At 55.3% G+C, this 20,663-nt stretch carries 19 protein-coding genes and 1 pseudogene; 15 read left to right on the top strand and 5 right to left on the bottom strand.

Annotated features, from left to right (window positions below; all coding sequences use genetic code 11):
• Nucleotides 1-179: 179 nt before the first annotated feature.
• From DK872_RS28045 to DK872_RS20260, 3 genes are read left to right on the top strand one after another with little or no spacing between them, the layout of a single operon-like run.
• Nucleotides 180-263, top strand: coding sequence for a hypothetical protein (locus tag DK872_RS28045; RefSeq protein WP_369878865.1), 84 nt, complete (start codon nucleotides 180-182; stop codon nucleotides 261-263).
• 57 nt (nucleotides 264-320) lie between these two features.
• On the top strand, nucleotides 321-1,232 hold the full coding sequence (locus tag DK872_RS20265; RefSeq protein ID WP_072438760.1) for a LysR family transcriptional regulator: 912 nt from the start codon (nucleotides 321-323) through the stop codon (nucleotides 1,230-1,232).
• 27 nt (nucleotides 1,233-1,259) lie between these two features.
• Nucleotides 1,260-1,757, top strand: a complete 498-nt coding sequence (locus tag DK872_RS20260; protein WP_035885749.1) for a cupin domain-containing protein — start codon at nucleotides 1,260-1,262, stop codon at nucleotides 1,755-1,757.
• Between the two features lie 58 nt (nucleotides 1,758-1,815).
• On the opposite strand, the gene DK872_RS20255 is transcribed toward DK872_RS20260, so the two are convergent.
• Nucleotides 1,816-2,856, bottom strand: coding sequence for a 3-oxoacyl-ACP synthase III family protein (locus tag DK872_RS20255; protein ID WP_079517951.1), 1,041 nt, complete (start codon nucleotides 2,854-2,856; stop codon nucleotides 1,816-1,818).
• Nucleotides 2,857-3,255: 399 nt separating this feature from the next.
• On the opposite strand from DK872_RS20255, the gene DK872_RS20250 reads away from it, so the two are divergent.
• On the top strand, nucleotides 3,256-4,419 hold the full coding sequence (locus DK872_RS20250; protein WP_071920770.1) for a DUF4365 domain-containing protein: 1,164 nt from the start codon (nucleotides 3,256-3,258) through the stop codon (nucleotides 4,417-4,419).
• A 33-nt stretch (nucleotides 4,420-4,452) separates the two neighbouring features.
• Here DK872_RS20250 and DK872_RS20245 read toward each other — a convergent pair whose 3' ends face one another.
• Nucleotides 4,453-5,181, bottom strand: a complete 729-nt coding sequence (locus tag DK872_RS20245; RefSeq protein WP_161518761.1) for a metallophosphoesterase — start codon at nucleotides 5,179-5,181, stop codon at nucleotides 4,453-4,455.
• Between the two features lie 275 nt (nucleotides 5,182-5,456).
• On the opposite strand from DK872_RS20245, the gene DK872_RS20240 reads away from it, so the two are divergent.
• The gene (locus DK872_RS20240) at nucleotides 5,457-5,993 is read left to right on the top strand and encodes a hypothetical protein (RefSeq protein ID WP_144135470.1); all 537 of its coding nucleotides are present in this window, start codon (nucleotides 5,457-5,459) and stop codon (nucleotides 5,991-5,993) included.
• Nucleotides 5,994-6,006: 13 nt separating this feature from the next.
• Here DK872_RS20240 and DK872_RS20235 read toward each other — a convergent pair whose 3' ends face one another.
• Nucleotides 6,007-6,897 (bottom strand): LysR family transcriptional regulator, encoded by an 891-nt coding sequence (locus DK872_RS20235; RefSeq protein WP_007374987.1) that lies wholly within the window; start codon nucleotides 6,895-6,897, stop codon nucleotides 6,007-6,009.
• Nucleotides 6,898-6,994: 97 nt separating this feature from the next.
• On the opposite strand from DK872_RS20235, the gene DK872_RS20230 reads away from it, so the two are divergent.
• Nucleotides 6,995-7,819: an SDR family oxidoreductase gene (locus DK872_RS20230; RefSeq protein WP_007374988.1), complete on the top strand. Its 825-nt coding sequence runs from the start codon at nucleotides 6,995-6,997 to the stop codon at nucleotides 7,817-7,819.
• A 1-nt stretch (nucleotide 7,820) separates the two neighbouring features.
• Here the strand turns inward: DK872_RS20230 and DK872_RS20225 are convergent, their stop codons facing one another.
• Nucleotides 7,821-8,765, bottom strand: coding sequence for a zinc-dependent alcohol dehydrogenase family protein (locus tag DK872_RS20225; RefSeq protein WP_161518760.1), 945 nt, complete (start codon nucleotides 8,763-8,765; stop codon nucleotides 7,821-7,823).
• A 44-nt stretch (nucleotides 8,766-8,809) separates the two neighbouring features.
• Between DK872_RS20225 and bla the strand changes: the two genes are divergently transcribed.
• From bla to glgX, 5 genes and pseudogenes are all read left to right on the top strand, one after another.
• Entirely contained in the window at nucleotides 8,810-9,679 is an 870-nt protein-coding gene (bla, locus tag DK872_RS20220) for a class A beta-lactamase (RefSeq protein WP_007374990.1), read from the top strand.
• Nucleotides 9,680-9,696: 17 nt separating this feature from the next.
• Nucleotides 9,697-9,780, top strand: a pseudogene (locus DK872_RS20215) (formate dehydrogenase cytochrome b556 subunit); the annotation flags it as partial.
• 117 nt (nucleotides 9,781-9,897) lie between these two features.
• The gene (treZ, locus tag DK872_RS20210; protein ID WP_035885746.1) at nucleotides 9,898-11,679 is read left to right on the top strand and encodes a malto-oligosyltrehalose trehalohydrolase; all 1,782 of its coding nucleotides are present in this window, start codon (nucleotides 9,898-9,900) and stop codon (nucleotides 11,677-11,679) included.
• On the top strand, nucleotides 11,676-14,186 hold the full coding sequence (treY, locus tag DK872_RS20205; RefSeq protein WP_161518759.1) for a malto-oligosyltrehalose synthase: 2,511 nt from the start codon (nucleotides 11,676-11,678) through the stop codon (nucleotides 14,184-14,186). The genes treZ and treY overlap by 4 nt, the downstream gene beginning before the upstream one ends.
• 54 nt (nucleotides 14,187-14,240) lie before the next feature.
• Nucleotides 14,241-16,307, top strand: a complete 2,067-nt coding sequence (glgX, locus tag DK872_RS20200) for a glycogen debranching protein GlgX (protein ID WP_007374993.1) — start codon at nucleotides 14,241-14,243, stop codon at nucleotides 16,305-16,307.
• A 42-nt stretch (nucleotides 16,308-16,349) separates the two neighbouring features.
• Here glgX and tehA read toward each other — a convergent pair whose 3' ends face one another.
• On the bottom strand, nucleotides 16,350-17,303 hold the full coding sequence (gene tehA / locus DK872_RS20195) for a dicarboxylate transporter/tellurite-resistance protein TehA (protein ID WP_007374994.1): 954 nt from the start codon (nucleotides 17,301-17,303) through the stop codon (nucleotides 16,350-16,352).
• 219 nt (nucleotides 17,304-17,522) lie between these two features.
• On the opposite strand from tehA, the gene yahO reads away from it, so the two are divergent.
• The 4 genes from yahO (at nucleotide 17,523) to DK872_RS20175 (ending at nucleotide 20,641) form a co-directional block, all read left to right on the top strand.
• Nucleotides 17,523-17,798 (top strand): DUF1471 family periplasmic protein YahO, encoded by a 276-nt coding sequence (yahO, locus tag DK872_RS20190; RefSeq protein WP_007374995.1) that lies wholly within the window; start codon nucleotides 17,523-17,525, stop codon nucleotides 17,796-17,798.
• Nucleotides 17,799-18,222: 424 nt separating this feature from the next.
• Entirely contained in the window at nucleotides 18,223-19,515 is a 1,293-nt protein-coding gene (locus tag DK872_RS20185; protein WP_071920778.1) for a hypothetical protein, read from the top strand.
• A gap of 110 nt (nucleotides 19,516-19,625) precedes the next feature.
• A complete protein-coding gene (locus DK872_RS20180; protein ID WP_035885741.1) occupies nucleotides 19,626-20,075 on the top strand; it encodes a hypothetical protein in 450 nt (149 codons plus the stop codon).
• A gap of 5 nt (nucleotides 20,076-20,080) precedes the next feature.
• Nucleotides 20,081-20,641, top strand: a complete 561-nt coding sequence (locus tag DK872_RS20175; RefSeq protein ID WP_035885830.1) for an RNA polymerase sigma factor — start codon at nucleotides 20,081-20,083, stop codon at nucleotides 20,639-20,641.
• Nucleotides 20,642-20,663 lie beyond the last annotated feature (22 nt).

Genomic DNA, 20,663 nt, shown 5'->3' with positions numbered 1-20,663 from the left:
ATATTTTTGTTTTTATCCGGCGATCTTTATTGACTGGCAGAAAATAACTTTCCTGGCTCTGCACTTAAACTGTGCTTTCATTTCGTTAGCAGTGCGCAAATATTTTTCGCAAAAGATATATCATCATGATGATTATTAAACGGTTTTTTCTCCCTGCAAGATAAAAACCAATCCCGTTTTTGCACGATTATTGTTCGTCGTGCCTGTTTACAGTGCAGCAGCGAGGAAAAATAAAGGATTGCCCCGCTGATTTGTCAATCTGAACACCGGCGTAATAAGGTGACAAAAGGGTTAATAACGGCAATACAGGGTGGAGAAATATGCAATTACGCGCGCTGCGCTATTTTAGCCAGGTAGCGAAATCCAGTTCGTTGCGTGATGCCGCTGATAAATTGTTTGTCGCGCCGGGCGCCGTCACGCGGCAAATCGATATTCTGGAACACCACTATGGCGCACCGCTGATCGAGCGCACGCCGCGCGGTATCAAACTGACGCGGGAAGGGGAGTTTCTCGCCCAGGCCGTGGATGCCACCTTACGCGAACTGGATGCGGTAAAAGAGCGCATCTCCAGTACGCAAAGTGTGGTGTCCGGCACGGTGCGTATCTGCGCGGCAGAGAGCCTGTTCGCTGCGTTTATCGCGCCGGTTATCTGCACCTTCCGCCAGCGTTACCCTGCGGTTTCGTTTGACATTGATATTGGCAGTGCGCCGCATGTCGCCGAACAGTTAATCAGCGGTCATGCCGATGTGGCGCTGGCGTTTTATATGCCGGTTAGCGCGGAGCTGCAGGTGACGCACTACTGCGCGTTGCAGCACAAAGTGTTGATGGCGGCACATCATCCGCTGGCGAAGAAAAGCCTGCTGACGCTCACCGATCTTGCCCGTCATCCGCTGGCTATTCCACCTGCCAACTATGCGGTGCGGCAACTGCTCGAATCCGCCGCCCGGCGCGAGAATCTGCATTTTGATTTGTGTTATATCGCCAGTTCGCTGGAAGTACAGAAAGCGCTGGCGCGGCAAGGGCTGGCGCTGTTGATCCTGCCGCAACTGAACGTTAATGACACCACCGGGCACGAGGATTTTGTCGCCGTGCCGCTGGCGGACCCGCTGATGGGCACAGTGAAAGTGGATCTCTGCCTGCCGCGCCAGCGCACGTTGTCGATGGCGACGCGTATCTTCCATCAAATGCTGGCTGAACAAATTGACAGGCAGAATGGGTCGTTCCAATACTGAGATGTCACGTTATTTCAGGAACTGCTTATGAGTGCGAAGACCGCCATACCGTTTGTCATCCGCAACTTTAATACCCTTGAGATGGAGCATTTTGTTCGCCCGCCGCTGTATGAATCCCTGGGCGGTTCGCTGACCAAAGGCACCGCCGCCAGCAAGCTCGGCGCGTCAATCGATACATTGCCGCCGGGTAAACGCTGCTGCCCGTTTCATCTGCATCATGCGCAGGAAGAGATGTTTATCGTGCTGAACGGGCGTGGAACACTGCGTATTGGCGATGAGGAGCGGGCAATTGAAGAGGGCGATGTGATCTGTATTCCACCGGGAAAGGCATGGCCGCATCAGATTATCAACACGTCCGATCAACCGTTACGCTATATCTCGATCAGCACCATGGAAAGCCCGGAAATTTGTGAATACCCCGACGCTGATAAATTCCTTGCCAGAGCGCGCATCAACGGCAAGGAAGATTTTCGCCGGGTTGATTTTCGCGGTGAGGGCGTGGATTACTGGGAAGGGGAAAAGTAAAACGAACGCCGGAGGCTTTGCCCCGGCGCACGATGTAACGGCACTTCTGTGTATTCGATTATCCCCAGATTAGCCCCATATGGCTGCCAACAATGCCGCTGCCGCCACCGACGAGAACCAGTTTGTCACCCGGTTTAAGCTGCTGGCGCTCTGCCAGTATGTGCAGCCCAACGGTTGCGTTGCCGCTGATCAGGTTGCCCATGGTGCTGATGGTTTCCACAAACAGGGCCGGGTCCACATCCATATAACCGGCCATTCTCTGGATTTGCGAGGTCGAGGCCTGGTGTGAAACGCAGGCTTTAATTTCGTTGCGGCTCCAGCCGAGGTGATCCATAAACGCCGGAAACATCGCTTCGCCCATGCTGATGGCTTCGTCCACCAGCGGCGTCATCCACACCTTTAATAAATGATCGGAACAGGCCGGGCCGCTGGTGCTGTAGTGATAATAGTGCGAGCGGGATTCTTTCATAAATCCCATAAAGCCGACATGCGGATCTTTTTTCGCCCCGACGATCATTGCCGCACCGCAATCACCGACATTTAACCCTGCGCAAAGCTCCATAAAAAGTTCGCGGTCCGTGGTTTGTTGCAACCTGTTTATTGCTTCATGCCGCATGCGATAGCTGGTTTCACCGGTGACAATTAAGCCGTATTTAACCTGGCCCGCCGCAATGAGCGCATCCATAATATGCAGAGCATCTTCAAAACTGTGACAGGCATTACTGACATCAAACGCGGTGGGAATATTTGCGCCCAGTTTATGCGCCACAATATGTGCGGTTGCCGGTTCGTGGAAATCGCGAAATACACCGGCAAAAATCAACGCGTCAATATCGGCTAATTTGATTTCGGCACGCGCCAGCGCATCACGAGCGGCACGCACGGCCAGATCGGAGGGTTGCAGATGATCATCGGCGACGCAGCGCTCCCGCACGCCGGTCAGCCGCGCCAGCCAGTTGCGATTCAGGCCGAAGCGCTGTGGTGAATCGAGTTGTTCCATCAGCTCCCGGGAACTTATCCGGCCTTCCGGGAGATAAACACCGGTACTGATAATACGTGTGTGACCGGGTGAGCAGGTATATTTTGGATGGTTGCTCATTAAATTATTCCTCCGTAGGGTAAAGATGAACGGGATATTTATTCCTTTATCCCGCCAGTAATTAAAGTAATCGTAAAGTGGCGCTTTTCTTTTTATAATATTTCAGTGGTAATGCAATATATTATTTCCTGAAAAAATCCTAAAAAGATTATTGGCATGGTGAGTAACAAAATGGCAAGGGCGTATACGTCAACAAATAACGGCGCTTTCTCATCAGTATTTTCGCAACGGTAATATTTGCAAGTGTGTCAATAACAGGGCTACAGAATCTGATAGATGTATGCGGCGACGGGAAGGCGTAAGCTGTCAAACATAAAATGTCCGTAAAATTAAATGAGGTTCAGCATGGAACTACCGAAGGTCCCACCCACTGACGAAACCGGAGAACGGGGTGTTCTTATGGTCAGAGAAAAGGTGCTCAAGCTGGGGCATATATTTCGGGAAACCACCGCGCGTGATTATGGTATTGATGGCCAGATAGAAATCGTGACGTCAGAAAATGGCGTAAAGTATGCGTCAGGTAAGCTGCTGGCCGTGCAAATCAAGTGCGGTCCTTCTCATTTCAGATTCCCCAATGACGATGGCTGGGCTTTTTACTGTAAAGCCCCGCACATCAATTATTGGCGGGAACACTCGTTGCCGGTGATTCTGATTCTGTGCGATCCCGAAACAAACCAATGCTACTGGGAATGGATAACCCAACAGGTCACTCGTCCGACGTCAAATGGGGCGTATATCCAGGTACTGAAGAGTAAAACGCTGGATAACACTGGCGGCGAGCTTGAAAAGATTGCCCGACAAAGGAGCATGGACGTCAAAAGCACTGACACGTTTATCCTGCCGTTAAACGATAGCTACGCCATCGATCTGCCGGATGACGAGATTGCCGTTTTATGTTCAGAAATTTCGCTCGCTTACAGCCGCAAACGTGATGTTCATATCGATATCGGTTTTACCGTCGAAGATTTTTGCCTGAATGAACTCAATGGACTTTACGCCAGCGGCAATCTGACGGTTGAACAGCGGCAGAAGCGCAATGAGTATGAACAGGCGATGGACTGGTTCACCATGCAGCGAGAGGCGTTATCGTCCGGGATTGAGCTGCTATTTACCGAAGGGTTAACCCGGCTGGGTTTTATCAGTTCAGGTCACTGGGAGCCGGTAGCAACAGCGTTGAAAGCTTTTGTTGATTACCATATTTATCAACGTCTTGGACGTCATCGCCCGGCTGGCATGGCGCTGGATGCTTATCCGGGTAATGGCGTCAACACGCCGGTCGCGCGGATCTATCTCGATGCGGATCAGGAGCTGGCGCTTTATAAAAAATTCTCGCCCGTTCGCAACGCGCCAGCTTCAGCGGAAAAAGTGACGTTGCCGGACAACCCCTTTTGGTTTTATGGCGCGATACTGGCGGAAATGGGGCACGATCTCACATACCAACGCGTTCTCCCGGCAGTGATCTCAGCGCTGGTGAGTCATTTTCGCAACAACGCTATCAGCCCGGAAACCTTCTTTTCCTCAGCGGCAGGCGATTTGCAGGGATGGCAGGTGGGGCTGGCCTGACCGCTGTCGGTTTGCGGAGACGGCGGTCAGGCGCTAAACGCTAACAAAATGGCTTACTAGGCGGCGCTCGCGGATCTGATGGATCATCAGTGCCGGCGGATCGCCCACTGGCGGCAGGCGTTGCGCATCCAGCATCAGCGGGTTTGCCGGGCAGATGGAGCCGCAAATATAAGCCGGAATCCCGGCAAAGGTAGCGCTCATCGGGCGGTGAACGTGCCCGCTGCACAGCGCCAGCGGCGGGAACGGCAGGGTGTGAAGCAACTGGCGCAGTTCCTCTGCGCCATCGCACATCGCGCCATCAAGCGGTGCGATGCCGCTGGGGAACAGGTGCTGATGCAAAAACAGCAGCGCCGGTTGCGGGCTGGCGGCGAGAGCGCTTTTCAGCCACGGCAGATGCGGGCGGATATCGCCCCGGATTTCGCCCGCGACGGTCACATCCAGGCCAATGACCGCCACGCCGTCAAGCTGCTGGCAAAAGTGCATTGCGTCAGCGGCGTGATGATGGATAAAGGCGGGCAGGCTGGCGCACATCACCGCTTTATCGTCGGCATTGCCGGGGATAATGTGTGTGCGGCAGTACAACCGTTGCAGTTCTGCGGCAATCGCCAGATAGCCTTCGTGCCAGCCATCATCGGTTAAATCCCCGCTCACCACCAGCAAATCAGGTTGCAGGGCGAGCAGCCAGTCAATGGCATTATGCAGTCGCGCGAGGTTATCGTTATCGGGCGCGGCGTGAATATCACTGAGCTGAGCAATCAGCATCTCTCCTCCGGTGTGGTTCTGTGCAGCCCGAAGTATGGCAGGCAGGCGCGGGTAAACGCACGAAATTTGCGAATACAGGTGTAGCAGATGCACCCGGAGAGCGATGCTTAGCGATCTTTTTTATTTTAATAAGAGAGATAACGCATTTTCCGGCGTCTTAATATTATTAACGCCTTGCCCGGTTTTGCTCCCCATTGCTAGTATTTGCTCAGAATATACTTAAGGTTGCAGATCTGGTTGCAACGCCTTTAACAATGGAATGTACCGAGGTTTATATGTATTTGATTGAGTTAAATGATGACGATCTGGAGATCATTATTTCAGATTCGGAGTACTTTACCGCCAGCGAAGACGAGTATTTTACTGCCGATGAAAACAATGCTGAATCAATAACGAGTTTTTCACATTCAGTATATACAGCACCGTCATCTTCGCGACAATCCTCATTATCCGGCTCTGTTAAATATTACCGAAAACATGTCAGTAAATCAGACACGATCAGTGAAATTAAAAAATGGATAGTTGATGAAACAGAGCCAAGGAACAAATACCGTCTCAACAAACATATTCACGTTGAGCCGCTGTATATGAAAAACTATTATATGTGGCGACGGCTTATTCGTGCCGGAAACCATCCGCGAGATGCCGCTAAATTGATGGGCAGTAAATTTTGTTATAAACAGGTCAAACAGAAAAAAAGTATCCAGCTCTTCAGTATCCGCTTAAGTGACGAAGACCGTGTTTTTTTTATGATTCAGGAAAAAGAGCGGATTGTGAAAATACTCAATATTGGTGGACACTCCTTCGGTTAATTCAAAAAAGCGATTACGCCACGGCACGTATTGCGGCTATAAACGCCCTGAGCGTCGCCGGAACGTGCCGGTGGCTGGCGTAGTAAAGGCACAACCCCGCAATCGGCGGGCACCACGCTTCAAGAACCTGCACCGCCAGCCCGTCGTTGAGCGCCTGGCGGGCATACGGTTCCGGCACATAGGCGATGCCCAGCCCCAGCACGACCGCTTCCACCATCAGCGCACTGTTGTCCAGACACAGCGTGCCGGGCACATTCAGCGTTAGCGGCTTATCGTCGCGCATAAATTCCCAACGATAGCGTTTGCCGCCCGGCAGACGCTGCGCGATGCAGCGGTGCTGCAATAACGCTTCCGGCGTTTGCGGCGTTCCTGCCTGTTCAAGGTAACCGGGCGCAGCAATGGTGATAAAGCGGATGTCGCCGCCAAACGGCACGGCAATCATGTCGCGCGGCACCGCTTCCGCCAGCCGGACTCCGGCGTCGAAACCGGCGGCAACGATATCCACCAGACGGCCATCGGTGACCAGATCCAGCTCCACCTGCGGATGCGCGCGTAAAAAATCCCTCACCACATGCTGTAACAGCCAGCGCGCGCCGCCTTCATTGGCGTTGATGCGCAGCGTACCGTGCAGCTCCTGCGGCTGAAAACGGGTGCTGTCGAGCACATCGTCCAGCGCATTCAGCAACGGATCGAGCCGTTGCAGAAAAGCCGCGCCTTGCTGGGTAAGCGACACGCTGCGGGTCGTGCGGTGCAACAAGCGGACGCCCAGCCGGGTTTCCAGCGCGCGCATGGCATGGCTGAGCGCCGAGCGTGAAACGCCCAGCTCGCCCGCTGCCTGCTGAAAACTCTGCAAACGGGCCACAAGGAGAAACGCTTTCAAATCGCTAAGGCTGACATTTTTCATTGTTGAATTTTTTGCACCACTTCATGTCGATTGGTGAGCCTTATTCTAGCACTGACGACGGTGTAGGCTACAGATTCACTCACTTCAGGAGGTCACTATGTTGACATGGCTGATTACCGGCGCGTCTTCCGGGCTGGGTTTATCGATGACGCAAAAATTACTGGCGCGCGGAGACCGCGTTGTGGCCTGCGTTCGTCGTGCTGATGCGCTGAGCGATCTTCAGGCGCAGTATGGCGGGCAGTTGCATCTTTGCCGTTTTGACATGACAGATACCGCCGCGATGCGCGGGGAAATCGAGCGCGCCTTCAGCACGCTCGGCAGAATTGAACGGGTGGTGAGCAATGCCGGTTACGGGTTGTTTGGCGCGGCGGAAGAGGTCAGCGATGCGCAGATCGAACGGCAAATCGCCACCAATCTGACCGGCTCAATTCAGCTGGTGCGCGCGGTGCTGCCGTGGCTGCGGGCGCAGGGCGGCGGGCGAATTGTGCAGGTTTCATCAGAAGGCGGGCAGGTGGCCTATCCCAATTTCAGCCTCTATCACGCCAGTAAATGGGGCATTGAAGGGTTTCTTGAGTCGCTGGCGCAGGAGGTTAAACCTTTTGCGATTGATGTGGTGATTGCCGAACCCGGCCCGACGCAAACCGGTTTTGGCGGTGGCCTCGATCATGCCCGGCCGCTGGCGATTTATGATGCCACACCCGCAGGCGATGTGCGGCGCGGCATTGCCAACGGTGATTTCGCCATTACCGGCGATGCGGATCGTACGGTAGAGGCGATTATCGCCGTCGCCGACCAGCAAAACCCGCCGCTGCGGGTGCCGCTCGGCAGTATTGCTTACGATCATTTAGTGGCGACGCTGGGCGCACGGCTGCGTGAAATTGAAGGCCAGCGTGCGCTGGCGTACTCCGCAGATCGCACATAAATCAGCGCATCGACAACAGCGGTTTCGTTATCCGGCCCGGCTGGTGATAAAACGCGATTGCCTGTTGCCAGTCGGCAAACGGGAACAGCGTGACATCAGCGGGCGGATTTTTGCGCAGCCGCGTCCAGATATCTCTAAACGTCTGCTGCCACGCGCTGGCGGAAAGCGAGTCGAGATGGTTACGGATGTGAAACCAGTGCACCACCGGCAGGCGGCGCTGGATGCCGAACGGTTGCCCGGAGAGCAGGCCGTAGCTGATAAACTGCGCGTCGGTCGGCAACGCCTGCAATAACAGCCCGGCCAAATCGCCGCCGGTGGCGTCATACACTACACCCGTTTTCGCCGCCGCCTGGCGAATGGCGGCGCTGTCCGTTTCAGAAAGCGGGATCACGCCGCCTGCGGCCAGCCTGCTGGCGTGAATGGCGGAGCGATAAATCCCGGTCACGCTTTTCGCTCCACTTTGTCTGGCCCACTGCGCGAGGTAGCCTGCGCATTCGGAACCGGCGGCGGTCACTATCACATGCTGGCCCTGCGGTGGGTAGTGCGTCAGCATCATCTGCGCGGCCAGTGGATTAATATACGCGCGGGCGGCAAGGGCATCGTCGATATCATCGGGAACCGGCACGGCCAGTTCCGCCGGGCAGTCAACATACTGCTGCCAGGTGCCCTGGCCGAGTAAGGGCAGCACGCGTTTTCCCTGTAAATGCGCGGTTTCTGGCGTGGTTTCGCTGACCACGCCGACGCCTTCATACCCGGCAATCGCGGGCAGGATAATGCGGTGGCTGTAGGCTCCGGTAATCGGGATCAGATCCGAGGCATTGACCGGCGCCAGTAACATTCTGACGCGAAGCATGCCCGGCGCGCAGGGCTGTAGCGGGGTGGTTTCGGCGTACAGCGTGGTTAAGGGTTCTCCGAACGCGCGGTAGCGTAATGCTGTATTATTCATCTCTTCATTCAATGTATCGCTTCGCATAGTCAGGGATTATATCTATGTTTTTCTCACCGAAATCAATTTGTTCTCTGCTGTTGGTTTGCTTGCCGTCGGTGCATGCCGCTGCCATGGACTCTGCCCGGCTGGCTGAGGTTGTACGTTTGCAGGAGCAGCAGCTTGGCGCGCGCATCGGCGTGGCCGTGGTGGATACCACCAGCGGCAAAACGGCGAGCTACCGTGGAGATGAGCGTTTTCCACTGAACAGCACTTACAAAGCGTTGCTGTGCGGCACATTACTCAGCAAGGTGGATAACGGCGAGCTGGCGCTGACGGACACCACGCAATTCCCGCGTTCGGCGCTGGTGGCGTACTCGCCGGTGACGGAGAAGTTTGTCGCCCCGGCACGCATCAACTGGCAGCAACTGTGCAGCGCGGCGGTCAGCTACAGCGACAACACGGCGGCGAATCTGCTGGCGCAAAAGCTCGGCGGCCCGGCGTCCATCACCCGTTATCTGCAAACGTTAGGTGACAGTGTCACGCGGCTGGACCGTTTTGAACCTGAACTGAACAGTGCGATACCTGGCGATTTACGCGATACCACTACGCCGCTGGCCGTCAGCCGCACGCTGCAAAAACTGACGCTGGGAACGGCATTGAAGCCCGGTTCACGCGCGCAGTTAATTCAGTGGATGCGTGAGGATAAGGTCGCCGATACGTTATTGCGTTCAACGCTGCCTGCCGGGTGGACCATTGCCGATAAAACCGGCGCCGGGGATTTTGGTTCGCGTTCTATTATCAGCGTGGTGTGGCCGGAAAATAACACTCCCCGTATCGTAGTTATTTATATAACAAACACAAAGGCAACGTTAAAACAGAGTAATGCGGCCATTGCCAGTCTCGGAAAAGCGATATTTTCCGCGATCAAATAATCCGCCGACAGCGGAATAAAGTGAGCCGTCGCTGGGCGAAGAAACATCACCCGCGCTGGTATCGCGAAGTAGAGGCCGCTGAGAGGAAACCACAGCCGTAATCCCGCCTGGCCGGAGGTAATCCGTTCTCCGGCCACACTCTCCCTGACCGCCGCTCCGCTGGCTTTTCCGAATATCGTCTATGATTGTTTCTCGTGACATCGTGGAGAGGAGAAGGCATGGAGTCGAAATCTTTTGCGAAAAGCTGGGGCGCCGACGACATCGGCGAAGGCACGGTGCGCTTCCGTTTGTGGGCAACAGGCCAGCAGAGTATCACGCTGCGGCTTCCTGCTAACGATATCGCGATGCAGTCAGTCGGCAAAGGCTGGTTTGAAACCACAGTTCCCGGTCTTGCGCCCGGAACACCTTATCAATATGTGCTGGAAGACGGCAGAGCCATCCCCGATCCCGCCTCGCGTGCGCAGCAGGGGGATGTGAATGGCCCGTCGCTGGTGATCGATCCCGCCCACTACCGCTGGCAACATGCGCACTGGCAGGGTCGCCGCTGGGAAGAGGCGGTTTACTACGAACTGCATATCGGCACCTTCACCCCACAGGGCACCTTTCAGGCGGCCATTGAAAAACTGCCGTACCTGGCGGAGCTGGGCATCACGGTGATTGAAGTGATGCCGGTTGCGCAGTTTGGCGGCGATCGCGGCTGGGGTTATGACGGCGTCTTGCTCTACGCGCCGCATGCGGCCTACGGTTCGCCGGATGATTTCAAAGCGTTTGTCGATGCCGCGCACGGCTATGGCCTTGCGGTGGTGCTCGATATTGTGCTCAACCACTTCGGCCCGGAAGGCAACTATCTGCCGCTGCTGTCGCCGGATTTTTTCCACCCGGAACGCGAAACGCCATGGGGCGCGGGCATTGCCTATGAAGTGGACGCCGTAAGGCGCTATATCGCGGAAGCGCCGCTCTACTGGCTGACAGAGTTTCACCTCGATGGGCTGCGCTTTGATGCCATCGATCAAATCGAGGACAGCGCAGAGCAGCATCTGCTGGTGGATATTGCCGAACGCATTCGTGCAGCAATCCCGGATCGCGCCGTGCACCTCACCACCGAAGATTGCCGCAACATTATTGCCCTGCATCCGCGCGGCAGCGCGGGCGAGATTCCGCTGTTTAGCGGCGAGTGGAACGACGATGTGCATAACGTCGCCCATGTGTTAGCCACCGGCGAAACGCACGCTTACTATCAGGATTTTGCCGATCACCCCGAGCAACTGCTGGCGCGGGCGCTGACGGAAGGGTTCGCTTATCAGGGCGAAGTCTCGCCGCAGAGCGGAGAAGCGCGCGGTGTTGACAGCCGCGGGCAGCCACCTACGGCGTTTGTCGATTTTATTCAGAACCACGATCAGGTCGGCAACCGGGCACAGGGCGAAAGGTTGCTGAGCCTGGCGGGAGCGGATCGCACCCGCGCGCTGCTGGCGATGCTGCTGCTGTCGCCGCATATTCCGCTGCTGTTTATGGGCGAAGAGTATGGCGAAACGCAGCCGTTCCTCTTTTTCACTGATTTCCATGGCGATCTGGCGCAGGCCGTGCGCGAAGGCCGGGCAAAGGAGTTCGCGGGCCATGCCGGACACGGCGAAACGGTGCCCGATCCGAATGACCCGACAACGTTTGCCCGCTCGAAGCTGAACTGGCAAACAGTGCACAGCGCCGAGGGCAAAGCGTGGCTGGCGCTGACAAAGCAACTGCTGGCGCTGCGTCAGCAGCATATTGTGCCGCTGCTGGCAAAAGCGGGCGGCCATCAGGGGGAGGTGCTGGCTACCGCGCCCGGTTTTCTCGCCGTCTGCTGGCGTTTCCCGCAGGGAACGCTCTCGCTGGCGCTGAATCTGGGCGACACGCCGCAACCGCTGCCAGCGATGCCCGGTAACACACTGTTTGCCTTGCCGCAGGCGCAATCTGAATTAGCGCCGAATGCCATTATAGTTCGTCTTGCAGGGAGAGAAGCATGAGCACGCCCACCGCAACGTACCGTATTCAGTTTCGTAATGGCATGACCTTTGAACGGGCAATAGCCCGCATTCCCTATCTCAAACGGCTGGGGATCAGCCATCTTTACGCTTCGCCGATTTTTACCGCCACCCGCGGTTCGACGCACGGCTACGACGTGACCGACGCCAACGAGATCGATCCAGCGCTGGGCGGTCGCGATGCGTTTATGCGCATGGCGGCGGCGCTGAAGGGCGCCGGGATGGGGTTAATTCTCGATATCGTGCCCAATCATATGGCCGCCTCGCTGGAAAACCCGTGGTGGCGCGATGTCATCGCACAAGGGCAGAGCAGCCGGTACGCGCGCCATTTCGATATTGACTGGTCGCGGCCACTGACATTGCCTTTCCTCGGCGACGATTTCGCCACGGTAGTGGAAAAGGGCGAACTTACCGTTCAGGCCGATCCACAAACTGGTCATCCCGTTTTTGTCTATTTCGACAATGTTTACCCGCTGGTGGCGGAAAGCTGGCAGGGGCGCGAAACAGAAGTGCTGGCGCTTCGTGACAGCCGCGATCTGATTGCGCTGCATGAGCTTCAGCCGTGGCGTTTAACCTGCTGGCGCACGGCGGCAAGCGATTTGTCGTACCGGCGCTTTTTTGAGATAACCGGGCTGGTTGGCGTGCGGGTTGAAGATGAGGCGGTATTTGACGACAGCCATCGTCTGATTCTCGAACTGGTGAACAGCGGTGTCGTTGACGGTCTGCGCGTCGATCACGTTGACGGGTTGGCCGATCCGCTGGGATATCTGCGCCGTTTGCGCCAGAAAACCGGGCCGGAGTGCTATATCACGGTGGAAAAAATTCTCGGTAAAGGGGAGCAACTGCCCGCCGACTGGCCGGTTTCCGGTACGACCGGCTATGAGTTTATCGCCGCGCTGTCGGATGTGCTGGTGGACGATGAGCAACTCGACGATTTGCGTAAAGCCTGGCATCAGGTGACGGGCAAAGCCGTCGATATGCACGCGGAGTTACGGGCCGCAAAGCGGTTAATGGTCGATCGCAATTTCGCTGGCGAGTTCAACACGCTGGTGCGGCTGGCGGTAGAGATTGGTCACGCTGAAATTCCGGTGCCGCAAGCCAAAGCGGTACGCCAGGCGCTGCGGGAATTGCTGATCGCTTTTCCGGTTTATCGCACCTATGGCACTGCGCAAGGCCTGACGCCAGCCGACGCTGAGCGGCTGGCGAAAGTGGTCGCCTGGGTCAGGGGGAGCGAACATGCGCCGGAGGCGGACGCACTGGATTTTATCACCCGCATTCTGCATGGCGACGTGGCAAAAAGCATGCTGCATCAGGCGGCGCATTTTCGTACCCGTTTCCAGCAACTGACCGGGCCGCTGATGGCGAAAGCAGTGGAGGATACGCTGTTCTTTCGCCAGAACATGGATCTGGCGCTCAATGAAGTGGGTGCAGAACCGTTGCCGCGCACCTTCTCATTGCAGCGTTTTCACCGCGAGATGCAGACGCGGCTGGAACAGCAGCCGGATGCGCTGTCAGCCACCTCCACGCACGATACCAAACGCGGAGAAGATGCCCGCGCCCGGCTCTATACGCTGACCGAAGCGCCGCAACAGTGGGCGGATTGCGTGACGCGCTGGCGTCATCTCAACCGCGAAAAAGTGGTGCTGCTCGACGATGGCCCGGCACCAAGACCGGCAGTGGCCTGGATGATCTATCAGGCGCTGGCGGGCGTCTGGCCAGCGACATTACAGGCGGATGATGCGCAGGGGTTACAGGCGCTGGAGTCGCGGTTTATTGAGTTTCTGGAGAAAGCGCTGCGCGAAGCGAAGCAGCGCACTGACTGGATCGAAACCAACGACGCTTATGAAAACGCAGTGCTCGATTATGCCCGCCATCTGCTTTCCCCGGAAAATCAGGCGTTCTTGCAGGATTTCACCGCCGCTTTACAACCGTTTATTCGCGCCGGGCTGGTCAACAGCCTGACACAGACCTTAATTAAACTGGCCGCTCCGGGCGTGCCGGATATCTACCAGGGCAGCGAAGCGCTGAACTTCAGCCTGGTCGACCCGGATAACCGGCTGGAGCCGGACTATGCGGAGCTGGAACGGCTGCTGAGCGATGAAGAGCAGGCCGATCCGCACTCGCAGGAGAGCTGGAACAGCGGGCAACTGAAACAGTTTTTTATCGCCCGGTTGTTGCAGTTACGCCAGCAGAAACCCCGGCTTTTTCAGCGCGGCGACTATCTGCCGCTGACCACCTCCGGCCCGCAGGCGGACAACATCATTGCTTTTGCCCGCCAGGATAACGACGCAGCGTTAATTGTGCTGGCGCCGCGCCTGCTGTTCGGCGCGCTGGAGGGCAGCCTGAGCGGCGCGGTGGTGTCGCTGCCTGCGGGGCTGGCGAACCGTCGCTGGCGCGATCTTCTCAGCGGAGAAGAGTTCGCCCTGAGTGACAGCGTCCATCTGCGTTCTATTGGCGGCTACACATTCGCGGCGCTGGTGAGTGCGTAAAGCGGTATGCAGCATTGTGATATCAGGTAACACTGTTTAAACAGAGAGGGAACCATGTCTGATTTTTACATTACGGCAGGGCACGGCCAGCAACTGGGGGCAAATTTCGATGGCGAGGGGGTTAACTTCGCGCTTTTTTCGGCGCACGCCGAACGCGTAGAACTCTGTTTGTACGATGCCACTGGCAAGGAGGAGATTGCCAGGCTGACGCTACCGGAAAACACGCATGAGATCTGGCACGGTTATGTGCCCGGCCTGCAACCGGGCGCGCTGTATGGCTATCGCGTCTATGGCCCGTTCGATCCGGAAAATGGTCACCGTTTCAACCCGAATAAACTGCTGATTGATCCTTACGCGCGTGAGCTGGTCGGTAATATTGAGTGGAATGCGGCGCACTTTGCCTATGATCTCCACCATGAAGATAAAGATCTGACCTTCGACGAACAGGACAGCGCTCCCTTTACGCCAAAATGCCGGGTTATCGATACACAGGAATTTGACTGGCAGGATCAGAACCGCCCGACTATTGCCTGGCCGCGCACGGTGATCTACGAAACTCATGTCAAAGGCTTTACCCAGCTTAACCCGGCGCTGCCTGCGGAACTGCGCGGCACCTTTGAAGGTATGGGGCATAAGGCGACGGTTGATTATATCCGCAGCCTCGGCATTACCAGCGTTGAACTGCTGCCAGTGCACTGGTTCCCGGACGATCAGCATTTGCTGGATAAAGGGTTGCGCAATTTCTGGGGCTACAACACGCTCGGTTTCTTTGCGCCAGCTTCGCGCTATTACGGCCCGCGTGGTATTCAGGGTTTCCGCGAGATGGTGCGGGCGTTTCACGATGCCGGGATCGAAGTGATCCTCGATGTGGTTTATAACCATACGGCAGAAGGCAACGAGCTTGGCCCGACGCTCTCTTTCAAAGGTATCGATAACTTCTCTTACTACCGCACGTTGCCCGATCAACACCGTTACTACATCAACGATACCGGTACCGGCAATACGGTGAATACTTCGCACCCGCGCGTGTTGCAGATGGTGATGGATTCCCTGCGTTACTGGGCGGAATCGATGCATATCGACGGTTTTCGTTTCGATCTTGGCACTATTCTCGGTCGCGAACCGGAAGGGTTCGATCAGCGCGGCGGATTTTTCGATGCCATGACGCAGGACCCGGTATTGTCGAAGCTGAAACTGATCGGCGAGCCGTGGGATATCGGCCCTGGCGGTTATCAGGTCGGCGGTTTCCCGCCGGGATGGGCGGAGTGGAACGACAAATACCGCGATACGCTGCGCGAATACTGGAAGGGCGATAATGTCTCGACGGATTTCGCCGCGCGTCTGCTCGGCTCCGGTGATTTGTACGATCAGCGTGGTCGTCGCCCATGGGCAAGCGTCAACTTTATTACTGCGCATGATGGTTTCACGCTGCGTGATTTGGTGTCGTATAACGACAAACACAATGAGGCCAACGGCGAAGACAATAACGACGGGCATAACGACAACCGGTCATACAATTATGGCGCGGAAGGGCCAACGGACGATGAAGGCATTCTTGCGGTGCGCGCCCGCCAGCAGCGGAACTTCCTCACCACGCTGCTGTTCTCGCACGGTACGCCAATGATCCTCGCGGGCGATGAGTTTGGCCGTACCCAGCAGGGGAATAACAATGGCTACTGCCAGGATAGCGAAATTTCCTGGATCCACTGGGATGAGATTCAGGGCGAGGGCGAGGCGCTGCGTGAATTTACCCGCCAGCTGATTGCGCTGCGCGCGTCACAGCCGCTGCTGCGGCGGGAAAACTGGCGCGACGGGATGGAGATTGCCTGGTTTAATGCCGGCGGTGGTTTCCAGCAACCGGAGCAGTGGGAAGAGGGAACGACGCTGGGCGTGCATATCGGACGCGCCGATTTGCAGGGCCAGGAAGGGATCTGGCACGACGTACTGATGCTCTTCAACCCGTTCGAAGGGACGGTGCCGTTTCGTATTCCGCAGTTTGGCGAAGGCGGCTGGGTGCTGGAGCTGTCAACCTCTGAGAAGGTCAAACCCGGTGTGGTGATCACGCGCGAGAAGGATTTTGAACTCGATGGCCGCAGCATTGTGCTGTTCCGACGGCCTTAAACCTCAGGGCGTCAGCTGCATAACCGGCTGACGCCCAACCGTTTAGCTTCGAACGAGCAGTTTTCCTTGCAGCAGCAGGGAAAACGTTTTGACAATCAGCAGACCAATTACCAGATTGGCGGCAATAAACAGCGGGAATGACATCCAGTAGAGTGCGCCGCCGGGCGCGGCATGTCCCAGCCGGATAGAGGTGGTGGCAAGCGACGCCACGCCGAAGGAGAAACTCCAGAACGACGGATTAAACGGCTGGGCGCTGTACCAGGGGATCAGGCGGATCATAAACAGCATTTGCAGCAGCCCGTAACCGAACAGCAGTTTTGCGAACACATCCACCTGGCCGCCGTTGACGCTGAGCCAGGCGCTACAGGCGACAAACGCGGGCGCCATCTGAATGCCGAGCGAGGTACGCACCGCCGGGGACATCTCATCCAGGTTGCGCAGGCGGCTGAGGATCGCCGGTTCAAGGCTCAGCCAGGAGAAGAGCCCGGCGCCGAGAAACAGCATCCCGACATCGTTAAAACCGAGCGCACCGCAGGCCATGGCGCTGATAAAGTTATTGGCGACGGTTGGCAGATAAAGCCCCGGCGTGGTGGCTTCTTTCGGATGGGTGCCGCGCCATAATCCGGCCGTTTGCCAGGCGGCATAGGCAAGCTGGCAGGCGACGGCGGGCAGAAAAAGCGCCAGTGCCAGCGAGTAGCACCAGGGCGTCAGACCGATCGCCACCAGCATGGAGGTGGCGGGCAGCAGGCTGACAAAACTGCTTTTTAATGGATGGGTAACCTCTTCAAGCAGCGTGCCGGAGTGGTGCAACAGGCGGGTGAAAAACGCCAGCGTCAGCAGTACCCAGATAACAATAGCCAGAATAATCAGCGTATTTGCAGGCCACAGCGTGACTGGCCAAAGCGTGGCGGCAAAGCGCCAGGAAAAGCCCAGCCCGATAATACCGAGCACAATGCCAAAATAACCGGCGGGAAGGTTGAGGTGTGAATTTTTCATCACCAGGCTCCTGAAAATACCACGCAATAAATTGCCGGGTATTGTATATGATATTTGAGATGCATGTTTTATTTATTTACCTGGCTCTGTGGATTAAATACGTCCATTGAGTGGTTATATTGTAATCTTTTATTCTTCGACTACTGTTATAGAGTAAATGATCGACTGTGCTTTTCTGTTATTTACAACAATCTCATAAACGATCTGGAGAATGCGGTGATGAACAAAAAAAGTTTAGTGATTATTAGCGCGTTAACATTATTAGCCAGTAATGCCTGGGCCGCGAAACTGATGGAAAAGGCAGACTTTGACAAAGTTTCTTCGCAATATGAAAAGATTGGCGAAATTACCACCTCTGATGAGATGTCGCCAATGGACGCCCGTCATGCGCTGAGCAAACTGGCGGATGAAAAGGGCGGTGATATCTATATTGTCACGTCGGATCAGACCAGGAAAAAGATCCATGCCACCGCCGATGTGTACAAGAAAAAATAAACGCATTGCCACATCCTCCGGTATGCCAGTTTTTTTCGTTATCGCGGTTTCTGCTTGTTCGGTAAATTTCGTATCGCTCATAATTCCTTGATTTTAGCAATGCTTTAGAAAATACTTATCTGTCATAAGCAGTAAGGAAGTTTCGGGATGCATTATTCTCGTTGATTTTTATAAAACACAGAACAGCGATTATTATAAGGATATTTATAATGAGCGGTACATTTAATTATGGCTACTGGCAGTGTTATTCCGATACGTTTGACTGGAATAAAGAACATCGTATGCCGCTGGCAAAAAAACATTATCAATAGACGCTTTTAAAAGAAATAGGCTGCAGGATGATAAATTCCTCTGCGCACTCAGGAGTCATCTGCTTAACCCTGTAAAAGTCAGCTTTTTTGGCGAGATGATACGGAGAGCCAATATGACAATATCCCCTCCGCCAGAGCTTGTGACAGCCGTTGCTGGCGTCTGGTCTTTGCCTGCGCAAACAGATCTGAACATGCTGACTGAAAGTGCAGAATTTCGCGCATTAATCCAGTACTGCATCCAGCATTATGACACCATAATTGCAGGGCAATTTTCTCAATTTCCTTTTGTTAGGGCACTACGTACGCTGGGGGCGCCATGTTTTTTTACCCCCGAACAACAATATTTAGTTAGCGATCCGGCTGAAGCCGCCAGCTTATTGCACCATGAATTACACAAGAAAAAGACCACCAAAATTTACCTGTGTCCTCTGGATTGTGCGGCGAATATTCAGCTTGCCACCTTTAGTCATGCGGAAATCAACATGTTTACGCCGCCGGAGCTGCGTCAACTTGTCAATTTCGCGCAGCTCAACCGCCTCTATCCCCATAAAACTGACGATATCGATCGTCTGACGCGCTTTACCTGGCTGGTGATACGCGAGGAAGTGAACCTTGATAGAGATATTCCTGCACGGACTTACCGTTTTCTACAGGATGGCTTTAAAGACGATTATGGCGCGATCACGCCTTATGAGTATCGCTATCCGAAGGCGGTAGAGGACGCCATTTTTGCGCTGTTGTTAGCGCCGTGGGAATCGTGGCGCGAAGAGATCAATATTGAATGGCGCGCCTTTACGATCCCTTGGGTTTATACCGTTGAAAACGATATTTTCGCCGATCAACCGGCGCTGCCCGGGGCGGAAATACTGACCTGGGATTATCAGGCTTTCTCGGATGGTCACGGCAAAGTGATAGATCGCGAAATACCGCTGGAGCTGCCGCTTTTGCATGACGCCAGGTTACAGCCCTGGCTTGCGGAACAGCAACTCGATAACATTCCGCTGGCGATGCATAACGGTTTAATCAATGAGGCGGCCAGGCACCATTTTGTAAAAGCGTTTCTCTCACATGGGATTGATGAATTCCTTGCTCATATGATCGTTATTGACGCCTGTATGGGCGAACGACACGCAACGAGCCTTAAATTAAAGCAACGCCTGGCGGGATTATTGGGGGATCTCTCTGTCGTGGAGGAGATGAATGCGCTTTATCACTTACGCAGTGAGTATGTCCATGGCCGTGAGATGACCACCATTTCACACCAGCATAAAAACACAGCCCGCATCCTGAGCAGAAGAATGCTGGCTGAAATTGTGGCGATCGCCGACCGCGATGAGATGTCCAGCCGTCGGGCGTTCCTGGATGCAATGCAGGAAAAATGGAGTTTGCTGAAGTCTCCAGCCTGAATACGGTGCCTTTGTTTCGCATTTTTCCATTTTTTTAGCAATATTTTTACCGCTCATTCGTCTACTTCATCGCAAGCATTTCTTCGCTAATCTGATGGAGTAATAAAATAATGAGAGATTTTGATATGCATGGGCACACTCGTGGACACGGTTTTGGCCACCATCGCATGGTGAAACATGTGATTTTCGGTGTGGCGCTGGTCGTCATACTGGGGCTGCTGGTAATGTCGCTGTGGAATGCGCTGTTGCCCGCCATCCTCGGGGTAAAAAGCATTGGCTTCTGGCAGGCGCTGGGCGTGCTGGTGCTGTGCCGCATTTTGTTCGGCGGACTCGGTTTTCGGCCGGGGATGTTTGGCATGGCGCGGGCGCATCGCCGTATGCATGAGCGCTGGATGCAGATGACGCCGGAACAGCGCGAAGAGTTTATTCGCCATCGTCGCGACGGCTTTGGTCGTCACGGACATCGTGGACACTGTGGCTGGCGCGGACATCGCGATGAGCAGGCGGAAGATCGCGCTCAGCCTGATGATAACCGCCCGAAAACACCGGACGTAGAGTGAACACAATGAAAGCCAGTGTGGCGGGAGAATCACTGCTCATGGCAGCGCTTAATGCCTGCCGATCGCGGCTGAAAGCCTTTATCCGTGGCCGCACTGCGGTTAGGGACGATGCCGACGATATCCTGCAGGAAGTGACATATCAACTGATGCAGGTGGAGCAGCCGGTGGAGAATGTCGCGGCCTGGTTGTTTCGCGCAGCGCGCAATGAAATGACTGATCGGGCGCGCAAAAAACGGGAACTGCCGTTATCCCGTTTTTTCACTGATGATGAGGGAGATGTTGCCGAAGATGAACTGGCGGAAACGTTGTTCGGTGTGCCGCAAACCCCGGAAGAGGAATACCTGAAAACGCTGCTGTGGGAGGAACTGGAGCAGGCGCTGGCCGAGCTGCCGTCCGCACAGCGCGAGGTGTTCGAGAAAACAGAACTTTACGGCTACAGCTATAAAGAACTGGCGGAGGAGAGTGGTGCCAGCCAGCAGGCGTTACTTTCCCGCAAACACAAAGCCGTGCTGTATTTACGCTCGCGCTTGCGCAGCGTTTACGAGGCGCTGACGGAAGAGCCATGAAGCATGAAATGCCGTGAAAGTG

Origin of the sequence: Kosakonia sp. MH5 (genome assembly GCF_009935945.1) — a bacterium.
Classification (GTDB): Bacteria; Pseudomonadota; Gammaproteobacteria; order Enterobacterales; family Enterobacteriaceae; genus Kosakonia; species Kosakonia radicincitans.
Note: the sequence above shows the minus strand (reverse complement) of the source record. Positions and strands in the feature narration are given on the sequence as shown.